13 protein-coding genes are annotated in these 13,102 nt (G+C 73.3%); 6 read left to right on the top strand and 7 right to left on the bottom strand.

Annotation, left to right across the window (positions count from 1 at the left end):
- The first annotated feature begins 93 nt into the window (after positions 1-93).
- From RM780_RS09675 to RM780_RS09660, 4 genes are all read left to right on the top strand, one after another.
- On the top strand, positions 94-564 hold the full coding sequence (locus RM780_RS09675) for a hypothetical protein (protein ID WP_311630173.1): 471 nt from the start codon (positions 94-96) through the stop codon (positions 562-564).
- Complete coding sequence (locus tag RM780_RS09670) at positions 561-1,052, top strand: hypothetical protein (RefSeq protein WP_311630172.1); 492 nt, start codon at positions 561-563, stop codon at positions 1,050-1,052. The genes RM780_RS09675 and RM780_RS09670 overlap by 4 nt, the downstream gene beginning before the upstream one ends.
- A gap of 179 nt (positions 1,053-1,231) precedes the next feature.
- Positions 1,232-1,477 carry a hypothetical protein gene (locus RM780_RS09665; RefSeq protein ID WP_311630171.1) on the top strand — a complete coding sequence of 82 codons (246 nt, stop codon included), beginning with the start codon at positions 1,232-1,234 and terminating at the stop codon, positions 1,475-1,477.
- The gene (locus RM780_RS09660) at positions 1,470-1,973 is read left to right on the top strand and encodes a hypothetical protein (protein WP_311630170.1); all 504 of its coding nucleotides are present in this window, start codon (positions 1,470-1,472) and stop codon (positions 1,971-1,973) included. Before RM780_RS09665 ends, RM780_RS09660 begins: the two co-directional genes overlap by 8 nt.
- 61 nt (positions 1,974-2,034) lie before the next feature.
- Here the strand turns inward: RM780_RS09660 and RM780_RS09655 are convergent, their stop codons facing one another.
- Entirely contained in the window at positions 2,035-2,358 is a 324-nt protein-coding gene (locus tag RM780_RS09655; RefSeq protein ID WP_311630169.1) for a hypothetical protein, read from the bottom strand.
- A 331-nt stretch (positions 2,359-2,689) separates the two neighbouring features.
- Between RM780_RS09655 and RM780_RS09650 the strand changes: the two genes are divergently transcribed.
- Together RM780_RS09650 and RM780_RS09645 are read left to right on the top strand one after the other, a co-directional pair.
- Positions 2,690-3,682 carry a DUF4007 family protein gene (locus RM780_RS09650; RefSeq protein WP_311630168.1) on the top strand — a complete coding sequence of 331 codons (993 nt, stop codon included), beginning with the start codon at positions 2,690-2,692 and terminating at the stop codon, positions 3,680-3,682.
- A gap of 126 nt (positions 3,683-3,808) precedes the next feature.
- On the top strand, positions 3,809-4,330 hold the full coding sequence (locus tag RM780_RS09645; protein ID WP_311630167.1) for a hypothetical protein: 522 nt from the start codon (positions 3,809-3,811) through the stop codon (positions 4,328-4,330).
- A 119-nt stretch (positions 4,331-4,449) separates the two neighbouring features.
- Here the strand turns inward: RM780_RS09645 and RM780_RS09640 are convergent, their stop codons facing one another.
- The 6 genes from RM780_RS09640 to RM780_RS09615 form a co-directional block, all read right to left on the bottom strand.
- A complete protein-coding gene (locus RM780_RS09640) occupies positions 4,450-5,403 on the bottom strand; it encodes a C40 family peptidase (RefSeq protein WP_311630166.1) in 954 nt (317 codons plus the stop codon).
- Between the two features lie 33 nt (positions 5,404-5,436).
- Positions 5,437-6,438 (bottom strand): replication-relaxation family protein, encoded by a 1,002-nt coding sequence (locus RM780_RS09635; RefSeq protein WP_311630165.1) that lies wholly within the window; start codon positions 6,436-6,438, stop codon positions 5,437-5,439.
- Between the two features lie 78 nt (positions 6,439-6,516).
- Positions 6,517-9,054, bottom strand: coding sequence for a type IV secretory system conjugative DNA transfer family protein (locus RM780_RS09630; protein ID WP_311630164.1), 2,538 nt, complete (start codon positions 9,052-9,054; stop codon positions 6,517-6,519).
- Positions 9,055-9,140: 86 nt separating this feature from the next.
- Positions 9,141-9,983: a GP88 family protein gene (locus RM780_RS09625; protein WP_311630163.1), complete on the bottom strand. Its 843-nt coding sequence runs from the start codon at positions 9,981-9,983 to the stop codon at positions 9,141-9,143.
- Between the two features lie 73 nt (positions 9,984-10,056).
- Positions 10,057-11,949, bottom strand: a complete 1,893-nt coding sequence (locus RM780_RS09620; RefSeq protein ID WP_311630162.1) for a VirB4 family type IV secretion system protein — start codon at positions 11,947-11,949, stop codon at positions 10,057-10,059.
- Positions 11,946-13,097 (bottom strand): PrgI family protein, encoded by a 1,152-nt coding sequence (locus tag RM780_RS09615; RefSeq protein ID WP_311630161.1) that lies wholly within the window; start codon positions 13,095-13,097, stop codon positions 11,946-11,948. The genes RM780_RS09620 and RM780_RS09615 overlap by 4 nt, the downstream gene beginning before the upstream one ends.
- Positions 13,098-13,102: the final 5 nt, after the last annotated feature.

Genomic DNA, 13,102 nt, shown 5'->3' with positions numbered 1-13,102 from the left:
GCGATACCTGACACCAGGCCCCGCAGCACGCCGGCACGTCCCGCGCATTCGCGTCAGCGGGGCCTCCTTGCTATGGACGGAGGGACTTCGCCCATGCCACTCAGCCTCGCAGAATTCAAGCGCCGCGCCCGCGCGTGCAGCGAGTTCCGCTGCATCAACCACCGCTCCCCAGAACGCTCCGGACCCCGAAGGATCACCTCCATCGGCCCTCGCGTAATCACCTACGACGACGGCTCTCTCCATGGCGGCCGGGCCGCCTGGCCGCAGGCCGGCGCTTGCCGTATCGACGGCAACGCGATCACCTGGCTCCACGACCGGGACGGCAGCGACGCCTTCACCTTCGTCTTCCCCTTCAACCCCGCCCTCAACGACTCCTCCGGCACCGAACAGCCCGACTGGGACACCACCCTGCGGCTCAACGACGCCGCACGTAGTCTCGGCTTCCGCATGGCCGACGCCCTCCACATCCGGACCTTCGCCCAGCGCGCCCTGACGGTGGGCCCCCTGCCCGCCCTCGAACGGCTGATCGCCGACCTGACCCCGCACGGGGAGGCCACCGGGTGAGCGACAGCCAGCACGCGCCGCAGGTGTGGCTGCGGCCGGAGTACCGGGGCCGCGAGGGGGAACTGATCACCCTCGGCCAAGCCGCCGATGCCGCCGGCCTCACTCGCTCCTCCATCTCCAACTGGATCAGCCGCTACGCCGACTTCCCGCGCGTCGCGATGCAGGTCGAACGCGGGCGCGGCATGCCCACCAAGTACATCCCGCGCGTGGAGTTCCTCGCCTTCGCCGCCCGGCGTCTGGCCTCACCGGGCAGCCTGAGCCGCCGCACCCGGCCCCGCAAGCTCTCCGCGCCCTCGGGAGGGAAGAAGGCGGACCGCGACGAGGACCTCGAACGGCACTTGGCCGCCGAGGAACGGCGCCTGGCTGCCGAGCTGAAGGGAGTGCGGGCCGAGCTGCGTACGGTCCGCAACCGGCTCGCGATGGAGGGCGCCGCGGCCAGTCCGCCGGAGGCACCGCAGAGCAGGGCCGAGCCGGAGACTGGCTGCTGAGCGAGCTCCGTGTCCGGCGTCACGCGGCGGAATCTGCGGCAGCGACCGTGATGCCCTCCCAACCCGGGGCGCCCGATCCGGATGCCTCAGCAACCTCGGGCGGCAGCGCTCACGGGTGCACCGGCTTGTCCCGCTCCGCAGATGCGGCAGACTGCCGGTAAGCCGAAGGGAGAAGCCGCGTGAGGATCGACTTGGACCGGGCCGTGCAGACCGCCGAGGAACTGCTCGCCGAGCTGAGGGAACTCAATGGCGCCGAGCCGGACGATGCGCCCACCAGGGTCGCGCGTCGGCAGCGAGGCGAGATCACGCGGCAGCTGCTGTACCTGGCCCACCTCGGGGACCGCGCCCGGGTGGAAATCATGGATGCCTACCACGACTACAAGAATCAGGACGTCCGGACGGGAGGTGAACCGGCGAGTGAATGAGCCCACGCTCGACGCGCTCGACGATGTCGTCGGCCGGCTGGAGCGAGCCATCCACGCCCGCGACAGTCCCGCGATCGTCGTCGTGCAAGGGGAACGGACGCTCACCCTCTCCGACTTCGACTACCTTCGCGACCAGGAGACGGCCGAAGCCTTCGAACGCCGGGTCGCCGACCACGCCCGCCGCATCCGCGCTACTCGCTGGGTCTTCGCCGTGCCCCAGGTCTGGCTGCGCACCCCGGAGGGCGTGGCCTCCCGCGCGGTCTCCAACCACCCGCTGCGGGAGGGCGAACAGGAGGCCATCACCTGGACGGCCTTCGACCTCACCGACGGCGTGGACTACGGCCTGGTGCCCTACACCCGCCGCCCCAACGGCGAGCCCGTCTTCGGCAACCCGGAAGTCTTCACCGGCAACCTCATCCCCGGCGAACGAGCACCCGGCTACACCCTGCTGCGCATCCTGATGAGCGACGAGGACGACGGCCTGCCCCCCGCCTGATCCACCGGCCCGGGAGCAGCAAGGCACCCTCAGCGAAAGTCCGCTGAGGACTCGGTGCAGGTCACCCTCCGCGCGCGGGAACCTCGCCGGTGGCAAGGTCCGCGCAGTACATGGCGAACTTGCCGCTGTAGTCGGAGTGACCCACCGCTTGTTCCTCGGCTGCTGCGACGGCCTCCAGGCTCACTGCGGGCAGGGCGAGTTCAGCGCGAACGCGGTTGACCTCCTGGTGCATCACCGAACGCTCGTGGGCCACCCACGCGCTCTCGGTCCGCCCGCTCTCCAGGACAACAAGGCCGGGCCGGGTGGGCCGCTCGCCCTGCGCTGCGGTGAGAACCGAACGGAACCGTCGCACGAGTTCCCGCCGGTGCTCCTGCGTGACTGCCACGCAGACAGCATAGAACCAACGCCTCTTCGGAGGCGGACGGCTCGGTGACCCGCCCCGGCCGCTGCTGTCGCGTACGAGCCGCGGCCTGCCACGGCCGGCGCCATCCCACATGTCCAGCGCCCCGCCGAGAGGGGCCCGGAACCGGCCGCCCACCGGGCCGGCCGCGTGGCGTTGCCGGCCGACTCCCGGGACCAAATTCCGTCCGGAGTCCCGGCCCGCGCGCCGCGGCCCGCGGACAGCTCTTCACCACCCCCGAGAAGCCCTCCGGCCCGGCGCCGCCCGACAGTCCGAGCCCCCGGCACCCCAGCGCACGACGAAGGAGAACTGCGGCATGCCCGAACCCCCTCTCAGCGGCTGTGTCCCGGCCTTCGGCCGGCACGGCTCCTACCCCATCCGGCTGGGCTGGCTTGCGAAGGTCTACTCCGCCCTGCGGGAAGACCCGCTGGCCTTCTCCCGTCCCCAGGCGCCCGTCGTGCTGGGCGTGGGCGCCTCCATGGTCCGCGCCATGCGGTTCTGGTCCCGCGCCGCCGGTCTGATCCGCGACGGCAAGCGCACCGCCGCAGGCCGCCCGGCCATCCTGACCCGCCGCGGCACCTGGCTCCTGGACGACGAGCACGGCGCCGACCCCTACCTCGACGACCCCGCCACCCTGTGGCTGCTGCACTGGTGGCTGCTCAGCGCCCGGCCCTGCCACCTGCCCACCGCCCGCTTCCTCTTCGGCCACTGGTGGAAGAGCCGCTTCACCCGCGCCGATCTGCGCGCCGCCGTCCAGCGCGCCGCACGCCTCAGCGGCTGGCGCGAACCCTCCCCGAGACTGGTCGGCCGGGACATCACGGCCCTGACCGCCAGGTACGCCGCGCCCCGCCCGCCGGTCCCGGCGGCGGCCCTGGAGGAGCTGCTGACGAGCCCGTTCCGGCAACTGGGCCTCCTCGCCGCCGATCCCAGCGCCACAGGCCAGGACCGGGCACCCGGCGAACACCTCATTCTCCACCGGCACCGGGGCAACACCGCTCCGCGGGCCATTCTGGCCTGCGCCTGTCTGGAGTACGCCCATACCGCCGCCACCCAGCAGCACGGCAGCATCACCCTCGGACGCCTGCTCACCGACCCCGCCGGCCCCGGACGACTCCTGCTGGCCGACCGTGCCGCCCTGCGCGCCGCCCTCACCTGGGCCGCCGAGGAGCCCCTGGCCGGCCGTATCGCGCTCACCGAGTCGGCAGCCGCGGACGACCTGCTCACGTTCACGGCGCCGCCGCTCCCGCTCGCCGGACACCTGCTCGCCCACCGCTACCACCGCCCGGACGGACCAGGCGACCCCCGCTGACTAGCCCGGACGAACGGCAACCGCGCCGTTTCCACGCAGATCGGCCACGGTCACACCGCGTCGGGCGCCGCCCTCCGCCCTCCAGGACCCGCCGCCCCGTCGATCCAGCGAAAGGAGAACAAGCCCATGCCCGCAGCTTCCGACTACTGGCCCACCGTCGGCACCGCCGCCGTCGTCTACGCCGATGCCGTCATCCACCACGACGACGGCTCCACCGGCCTGGGCGCGCTCAACGCGCTGGTCACCCGCTATGGCCCGCACAGCCTGCTCGACCTCGCAGCCGTCCTGCTGCTGGCCGCCGCCCACAACTGCCCCACCGATCGCTATCGCACCCCCGACGGACGCCCCGACGCTGCCGCGCTCACCGACGACCGCGCCGTGGACGCGCTGCGAGTCCTGGACGCCGCAGCACTTGTCAGCCGCTTCCACCAACGACCCGTCACTGCCCAGGACATCGCCGCCGCCGAGCGGCAGGCGGACGCCATCGACCGGGCACGCCCCCTGATCCAGCCCGCTCTGGATGCCGCACCCCGCCTGGCTGGCATCGCCGCCGTTCTCCGGCCCGCCGGCGACTCCCTTCCCGTTATCTCGGCTGTCGTCAGCCTGGCCACCTTGGCCTTGAGGAACGCCACCCGTCCGCCGGAGTGACCGCGCGGCCCTCCGCTGAGCCCGCGCCCTGACACCGACCGCGCCGACGGAGCACCACCCGGGAGGAACGTAGGCGTGTCAGCTAAGTGCCCTGGTCCGGGCGGCTCGTTGAGGGCCATCTATACCTGCTGCGCTGATGCGGAGGGCCGGGTGGCGCCCGCAAAGTCGTCCCCGGCGTACCGGTAGGGGGCGAGCTGTATCAGTTCACCTGTTCGGGGTGCGTGGATCATCTGTCCGCCTCCGATGTAGAGGCCGACGTGGTGGATGTTGTCGGGGGTGCCGTAGAAGACGAGGTCGCCGGGCTGGAGTTGGTCTTCGGGGACGTGGGGTCCGGCGTTGTACTGGTCCTGGGCGACGCGGGGGATGGGGATGCCGGCGGCTTCGTAGGCGGCGCGGGTCAGGCCGGAGCAGTCGAAGCCGTCCTCGCCTGCGGCCGGTCCGTCGCCGCCCCACAGGTAGGGCAGGCCGAGTTGGCCTTCGGCGTAGTTGATGGCCTGGAGGGCGGCGGGGGCGGCGTCGTTCTCCCCGCCGAGGGTGGTGGGGCTTTGGTACTGGGTGGCTTGGGCGAGGACGTCGGCGACGTACCAGTGGGCGTGGTTGTAGGTGAAGATCGCTGCGTTGAGGTCCTGGCCGTTGCGGGCGCCGGAGTCGCACAGGTAGGCGGCTGCCGCGTACGTCGCGTCGTGAAGGTTGTAGGGGGAGGGCGGAGTGGCGCCGCCGGGGGGCGGGGGGTGCTCGGCGACGACGGCATCGAACGTGGACTGGAGAAACTGCATCGGCCCCATGGCTCCGGCGTAGTTGGTGCCGCTGGCCACGCCGGGGAGGGTGGATCGGCCGTGGTCGGTCTCGATTTTCCCGATGGCGGCCAGCACGGTCCAGTCCAGGCCGGGGCAGGTCTGGGCGGCGGCGGTGTAGAGGGCGTAGTTCTCCGGCGGGATGTCTTCCATCGCGGTGCGGCTGGGGGTGGCCGTGCCCTGGCCGGTGAGGGTGGAAAGCATCCCGGCTGAGCCAGCCGCGCCGAGGGCGACGAGGAGCAGCAGGCCGGCGAGGAACGCGGCTGCGGTTTTGAGCATGACGGGTCACCACCTTCGACGGCGCGTTGGCGGTCAGCCGGGCGGCATGGGGGAGGCCGGGCGCAGGTCGGTCTCGGAGCCGTCCGGGCCGGGGTCGGGGGCGGAGGTGGGGGAGACGGGGGGCAGGTGGGGCCACGCACGGGTGAGGTGGGCCAGGGGCAGGCGTCCGCCGCGGGCGGCGAGCGGGAGCCAGCGGGCGGCGGCCGGGTCGTTCCCCGGGACGACCGCCGCGGTGCTCGTGGTGGCGACAGGGACGAGGTCGGGCTCGTCGAGCGCCCGGTGAACGGCGGCCAGCGCGGTGCGGGCGCCGGCTTCCCGCTGGGCGCTGGGGAGCCAGATGAGCACGGGGGTGGTGACGCCGGTTGCGCGGGCGAGCTGGTGGTAGTGGCGGAGCTTGTTCGCCAGCTTCTCCAGGGTTTCGGTGCCGCGGTCGTACTCCAGGAACCATTCGGTGGTGCCGGTGCGCTGGTCGTGCCAGCGGCCGTAGGCGTCGGGGCGGACGATGTCGCCGAAGTGCCGCGCGCAGCGGGTTTCCGACCACCAGGCGGTCAGGCGCTCGGGGGAACCGGGGCGGCGGGCGCGGGCGATCAGCGTGGTGAACAGGCCGTTGATGCCGGTGGTGTGGGGCAGGTGCAGGGAGTGGGCGATGCCCAGGGCGGTGTGGTGGCGCCAGGGCAGGGCGCGGGGGTTGAGGCCGTCTTCGGCGGCGAGGATGGCGGCGCCGGCGATGTCGAGGACGTAGTGCAGCGGGGCCGATCCGGTGGCGGTGAAGGGCTGGAAGCGGTCGGCCACCCGCCAGCGGTAGAGCTGGATGAGGCGCTTGTTGGCCGCGCGGACGGAGGGCCAGCCGATCCGGGCGATCTGGTGGGCGGTGAGGACCTTGTGTTCGTACAGGATGCGGGCCAGCCAGCGGTCGCGGGCGGTGAGCCGGCCGGCGAGCTGGGCCAGGTGCGGGCCGCTGACCGCGATCCGTGAGGCGGCGCGTGCGGGCTGATGGCTGCGGGAGGGGCGGCGGAAGGGGTACTCGTCCGTCACGGAAGGAACCTCCAGTCGAAGACAGGGGAGGGCCGGGGCTCGCCGGTCGGCGACGGCGGCACCGGACCGGCGCGAGGGTCAGGGCGCGCGGCGGGGGTCGGCGGCCGGCCGCGGGGGCTGCCCGGAGGACGGCGGTGCGGTGGGCCGCGTGCGCGCCGAGCGCGCGGCGGCGGCCCGGATGGCCCGGGCCCGGCCGTCGATGGCGGGCGGCAGCTTCTCGGTGACCGCGGTGAACGCCCCGGTCTCCGCCCCGCGCAGCACGGGACGGACGGCGATGGTGAAGGCGCCGAGATGGGCCAGGTCGTGCTCGGCCAGCTGCGGCGCGGTATGCCGGGCCAGCAGCCGCGCGTCCTCCGGCGAGGCGGTGAAGAAGACCTTGGTACGGGCGTTCGCGGAGATACCCTCTTCCAACTCACGGGGAAGCTGGCGCAGGTACTGGTGGGCCAGGGTGATGGACAGCCGGTAGCCGCGGGCTTCGGCGAGCATGTCCTCCAGCGGGTAGGGCAAGTTGAGGAAGTTGTGCGCCTCGTCCAGATACAGGCTGGCGTCCGGGCGGCGCTGCTGGGGGAGGCGGGCGCGGGCGGTGGCGGCCTGCCAGGTGCGGGCTACGACCAGCGACCCGAACAGGCGCGAGGTGTCCATCCCCAGCGCGTCGCGCCCGATGCGCACCAGGCAGATCCCGCCCTCATTCAGGATCTGGTTCATGTCCACCGTCGAGGTGCCGCCGGACAGCGCGTTGCGGACGAACGGCCTCAACAAGAGTCCCCGCAGCTTGTTCATCAGCGGGGCGGTGATCTGCGCGCGGGCCGGGTCGGACAGCTTCCCGTACCAGGCCCAGAAACCCTTCAGCAGGTCGTCATCGAGCTGGGCGACGGCGCGCTGGCGGGCGGCCGGGTCGGTAAGCAGCGCAGGAAGACCGGACAGCAGCGGCGTCTCCTTCCCCCGGCGGGCGCGCAGGGTCAGCAGCCCGGCGCGCAGGATGTCGTCCGTCCGCGGTCCCCAGGAGGAGGCGTAGACCCGGGAGAAGACCGACAGCAGGTTGTCCACGATCCGCGCCGTGTCCGCCTCGGGCCCTTCCAGGGGGTTGAGGACCGGCGGGCGGGCGGAGCTGTCGGCGTCGAAGAGGACCACCCGCGGCCCCAGTTCCTCCGGGAGCCGAGCCAGTACGTCCTGGATCATGTCGCCCTTCGGGTCGACGGCGACCACGCCGCGCCCGGCCTGGGCGTCATCCAGGATCATGCGAGCCATCAGCTCGGACTTGCCCGAGCCGGTGGCGCCGAGGATGTGGAGGTGGTGGCGGGCGTCCGCCACGTGCAGGCCCACCGGGCGTGAGCGTCCCGCCTCGGTCCGGCCCAGCGGCTTCACCGCCGGTCCCGGGGCCGGGATGCCCGGGGGCGGGGCGACGGCACGTGCTCCGGCCCGCCGAAGCTGGGGGATGTCCGTATCCCACGGCAGATGCGCCAGCGTTGCGACCTCGCCGACCGACATCAAGTCGCCCCTGTCCAGCCGCCGCTGCTCCAGCCGGGGCAGCGCCCGGGAGGCACGCAGCCGGGCACGGCGGTAGTAGTTGTGCTCGCTGAACGCCGCGAACGCCGCGGCCACAGCATGGGCGCGGCCCGTGAGCCGTTCACGCACCTCGCGCCGTTGCATGCTGTCGGCCGACCGGGGAAGCAGGCTGGAGACCGCGAAGTGGATACCCACCTCGTAGTGAGCCCCGCGGGCCTTGGCGACGATCGCCCGGTCCTCAGCCGCCGTCTCCAGCGCCGTGTGCCGGTCGCGGACCGCCGCCGTCCTCGGCGAGCGCCGCCCGGACGGCCCCGGGCCGGGCAGCAGCATCTCCAGAAGCCGGCCGATCAGGTGCGGCGAGTGACCCGAGCGCAGCCGCCGCGCGGCCCGCCGGGCGACGCGCACCCGACCTCCGGCCACCGGCCGCGCCAGAATCTGAACCACCGCACGTTCTCCCGGCCCCAGCCCGACCGGCGCTCCCAGCAGCGCCCTGATCGGGTCGGTGTCGAAATCGGTGCGGATGGGCAGGGCCTCGCTGCGGGCCAGCCGCACCCGGCCGGCCACCAGGTCGAACTCACCGTCCTTGACCAGCGGACCGGGAAGCGGCGCGGTAGCCGGCGTGGTGCGGGTGTGGGCGCCGGGCCATGCCGACTCAATGGCGCGTTCCACCAGGTCCGGAGGCACGACGCCCGGCACCCACATCTGCAGGGAGAGCGTTTCCCGGTCGGTGACGTACTCGAAGACCACATGCGGCTGCCCCGCCAGCCGCTTGAAGGCCGGCCGAAGCAGCCCCACCAGGTTGGCCCACAGGGCGGCGGCTCCGGCCGGATCGGCCTGCGGAGGCGGAAGGATTCGCACGATCCGCGCGTCGGCGGCGATCCGCATCCGGCAGCGCCGGCGCCACCACATCCACCCGCCGGCCAGTCCTGCGGCGACGACCACCGCGGCGGTGCCGGTCAGCAGGCCCCAGGCGGCGGCCCACTCCCGGAAGCCGTCCACCAGGCGGTGAACGGCTCCGGCCGGGTCGCGCAAATACGCCCTCAGCGGGGATTCCGCAGCGCCGGTGCCATCCGGAGAAGGCGAGGAGAGGGAAAAGAAGAAGAGGTTCACAACGGGCCTCCTCAAGGGCGAGTAGTCGAGTCGTCGTGGCGGGCGGCGTCCGGACGCCCACCCCGGGGCGGGAGCACCGGCGTCCGCTACGCCGCAGCCTCGTCCGGCCGATCGGCGACGGACGGGCTGCCGACCGGGGCCGTCCCCTGTCCTCCAGGCAGGAGGCGGAGGTGACCGCGCCGCGCGGCGCGTTCGGCGTCGACTTCGGCCTGCCAGGAGCGGAACGTCCGGCCGGCGAGGCGTTTGAGGTAGTGGGGGATGCGGTTGGCCGGGATGCCGACAAGCCGGGGCCCGAGCACGGCCAGGAGGTCGCTGGCTTCCTGGGAGTGCCAGCCGGCCTCGCTGATGGCGTCCTCGTCGGGGAAGACGTCCGCCACCCGGTCGACTGCCGGGTCGAGGGAGGTGTCCTGGGTGCCGCCGTAGCTGTAGACCCACAGGAAGTTGTCCGGAGGATCGGGCTCGATCAGGGTCCGGAATCGGCTGATCTCCTTGGTGTAGGCGTAGAAGGCCACCTCCGGCCGGGCGCGGATGATCCGCAGCCAGGCGAGGGTGTAGGCGTCGGAGAAGAAGTCGCCGGAGTCGTGGATGCGCACCCAGGCGCCGCGGAAGCGGCGCGCTCCGAGCTCGGCGGTCATCGCGTGTTCCCAGCCGGGCAGGTCGTCCAGGACGAACGCGAGGTTGGCCTGGTGCTTGGCGCGGACCTGGGGCCAGGTGTAGGTGCCGTGGCGGGCGTAGCAGACCGTCCGGCAAATCCCGGCCGAGGGGGAGGTGTTGTAGGCGCGGCCGTCGGGGAGGCGGCCGGCCCAGGCGGGGAGGGTCCAGTTCCACACCCCGATCGCGCGCAGCTCGCGGTTCTGGGTCAGCAGCCGCTTCGGCCGGGCCGGGGCGCCGGCGACCGTGGACGTCGGAGGGGTTTCCGGGTGAGGCATGGGAGATCACCTCGGGCAAGAGAATGGAAAGCGAGGCAGCCGACGGCGGGCCGGGAAGACGACGTAGGAAGCGTTAGAGGCCGGTGTCGTCGGCGGGGCCGAGGTCGAAGAACGGGTCCTCCTCCGCTACCTGGGTGTCCGCGGGTTCTTCGTCGGCGGCCATCTCGGCGAGTTCGGCGGGGTTGGTGGTGATCAGCCGGTGCTCGGCCGGGGAGGCGATGGCCTCGAACGCCACCCGTTGGGTGCCGGCAGACAGCAGGCCCTGACCGCGTTCGGCGGACAGGAGGAACTGCCGCTCGCCGTCGCTCAGGTTGAAGGTGGCGGCGATCTCGTCGATGGCCTGCGGCGCCTGCTTGAGCAGGATCTGGGTGGCGGCGTTGGCGACGACGGCCTTGCCCAGTTCGGTGCCCAGGACGTCGGCGGCGTCCTGGGTGGCGAGCGTGAGCCCGGCCCACTGCTTGCGGGATGCCTTGGCCATGCGGAAGAGGAAGTCGGCGCCGGCCGGGTCCTGCATCAGCAGCCACGCCTCGTCGACCACCACCAGGCGGGGGCGGCGGATAGCGGGGTTGGAGACCCGCCGCCACACGGCGTCCAGCGTCAGCAGGGTGCCGACGGGTTTGAGTTCGTCGGGCAGGTCGCGCAGGGAGAACACGACCAGGTGGCCCTCGGGCCTGGACGTGGTGGGCCCGTCGAACAGGCCGGAGAACGCCCCGTTCACGTAGGGGTGGAGGCGCGCGGCCAGGTCGGCGGCCTCGGTGTCGCCGGACGTGCTGAGGGTGTGGGCGAGGTCGGCCAGCAGCGGCGCGGGCCGGGTCCAGGTGCGGGGGTCGGCGGTGATCCCGGCGCTCTGGTAGGTGGCGGTGATCGCGCGGTCGAGGGTGGCGCGCTCCCCGGGGGTGGGCTGGGCGCCCAGCAGGACGCCGATGACGGTGTGCAGGAACAGCGAGCGGCGCACCAGGGCGTCGCGGGGGGCGGTGCGGCGGCCGTCCGGGCGGGTGTGGATGGGCAGGTCGAAGGGGTTGAGCCGTACCCCGTCGGCGCCGAGGTGGACGTAGGTGCCGCCCACGGCCTGGGCCAGGCGGGCGTATTCGTCCTCGGGGTCGATGACGTGGATCTCGATGCCCCGGTAGAGACTGCGCAGAAGTTCGAGCTTGACGAGGTAGGACTTGCCCGCGCCCGAGCGACCGAGGACGACGGAGTTGTGGTTGTCCAGGGCGAAGCGGTCCCAGTGCACGAGCCCCTGGGAGCCGATGTTGTAGCCGTAGAGGACGCCGGTGGGCGCGGCGACCGAGGTGGGGTCGGCCGGCGGCAGGTCCGGGCTGGTGAACGGAAAGCTCGCGGCCAGGGCCTGGGTGTCGAAGGTGCGGCGCATGCCCAGGAGGTCCAGGCCCATGGGCAGACAGGTCACCCAGCCCTGCAACGCCCGGTAGCTCGCTGGTTTGGCGTCCATCAGCAGGGACGCGGCCAGGGACCGCACCGCCCCGACCTCGGTGGCCAGTTCGTGCCGGCTGGCGGCGTGCACCGTCAGATACAGACCCAGGCGGAACAACCTGCCCTCTCCGCGGGCGACGCGCGAGCTCAGGTCGTAGGCGTCTTCGGTGGCGGCTTCGACGTGCGGGTCGGGCAGGCGGCCGTGCTCGTCGTTGGAGCGGCGGCCGGACTCGAAGCGGGCGAGCTGCTTCTTGAGCCTGGTCGCGGCGGTGACCGGGTCGATCGGCTCGATGTGGACGGCGACGTCGACCCGGCCGGGGTAGGTCAGCAGGGGCTGGAGCCAGCCGGGGTGCACCTCGCGCGGGTAGCCGATGACCGCGAAGGACGCGACCCAGTTGCTGCCGACCTCCAGGTGGCGGGCGCCGACGGCGAGGGAGTCCGGGGCGAATACCCCTGCCTCCCCGCCGCCGGGTGCCGTCCGGTCACGGCCGGCCCCGGCGGGGGCGGGGCGGCGGGGCAGGAGGCGGCGGATCACAGCTCCTCACCACCCTCAGCCCACGGGTTGGCCTGGGAGGCCCACCTGCGGTCATCCCCGCCCGGGGGCTCCTCGGCGGAGGGATGCGGGCCGGTGTCCTCCTCGTAGGCGGGGGCGGTGGTGGTGATGACGTCGTGGGCGCCGGCCAGACCGGAGGAGGGCGGCAGGAGGCTGTCGGGGTTGCAGGCGGCGGCCAGGACGGCCGTGGCCTGCCCGGCGTCCAGCGCGGTGACCGTGATCCCGACCGGCCCGAGCAGTTCGGAGGCTTCCTCGACGCGGCGGGCGAGCCGGGCTTCGGCCGCGCGCCGCGCGGCGTCCCCGGCCTGGTCCTGCCGGTTCCGGCCGCCGCGCCGGGTGCGGCGCGGGCCGCCGAAGTCCAGCTCGGCCGGAGCAGTGGTGCGCAGCGGCTCACGGATGACCAGCAGGACCTGGCGCCGTAGCAGATTGCTCGTCTGGCGCAACTGCTCCAGGTAGTCGGCGTGTTCCAGGGCGGCGTGCTCCAGTGCCGGGTGCGGCAGGTGCGGGGCGCTCTCCTGCAGCTCGGCGATCTGGGCGGAGACATCCAGCCGCTCGGCGCGCACCACGATCTGGACCGGGGCGGTGAGGGAGTGGAGGTAGCGTCCGAACGCCGCGGTCAGCGCCTCCTGCTCCTCCGGAGTGCGCAGCGCGAAGTTGACGGTGGAGCACACGGCGATGACGGCCATGCCCTCGCGGCCCAGGTCGATCACGCCCGCCTCGGTGACGGACTCGGCCGGCAGGTTCAACGGCGCGGGCGAAACCTGGCCCGTCGGCTGCCCGGGCTCGTCGGCCGGGCGGGCGCGGGCGGCCAGCCAGGCCGGCGCGGGCCGGATGCCGTCGGGCGCGGCGATGCGGTACCGGGGGGCCAGGTGCTGGCGGAGGGCGGCCAGCACGAGGCGGTCCAGCGGCAGACCGTCCCTGCGGCCCAGCGCCAGCAGCGCCGCGATCCCGGCCAGCGGCACAGCCGCGATGAGGAAGACGGCGACGGGCAGGAAGGGCCGGGTGGCGGTGAATGCGCCGTAGAGGATGGTGCCGGCGCCGGAGAGCAGCAGGAGCTGGCGCGCGGTCAGCCCGGCCAGGATGGTGTCCTCCCGCTCGACGTCGGCGGGGATACGGACCGGGGTACTCATCTGGG

This window comes from Streptomyces boetiae (assembly GCF_031845405.1).
Classification (GTDB): Bacteria; Actinomycetota; Actinomycetes; order Streptomycetales; family Streptomycetaceae; genus Streptomyces; species Streptomyces boetiae.
The sequence above is the reverse complement of the archived record's forward strand: the minus strand, read 5'-3'. Positions and strand labels throughout refer to the sequence as shown.

Coding starts and splice junctions, on each gene's coding strand:
- RM780_RS09640 (WP_311630166.1), bottom strand. CDS start 5,403: ATGCTCAAAACCGCAGCCGCGTTCCTCGCCGGCCTGCTGCTCCTCGTC.
- RM780_RS09615 (WP_311630161.1), bottom strand. CDS start 13,097: ATGAGTACCCCGGTCCGTATCCCCGCCGACGTCGAGCGGGAGGACACC.
- RM780_RS09650 (WP_311630168.1), top strand. CDS start 2,690: ATGCCCGAACCCCCTCTCAGCGGCTGTGTCCCGGCCTTCGGCCGGCAC.
- RM780_RS09645 (WP_311630167.1), top strand. CDS start 3,809: ATGCCCGCAGCTTCCGACTACTGGCCCACCGTCGGCACCGCCGCCGTC.
- RM780_RS09675 (WP_311630173.1), top strand. CDS start 94: ATGCCACTCAGCCTCGCAGAATTCAAGCGCCGCGCCCGCGCGTGCAGC.
- RM780_RS09625 (WP_311630163.1), bottom strand. CDS start 9,983: ATGCCTCACCCGGAAACCCCTCCGACGTCCACGGTCGCCGGCGCCCCG.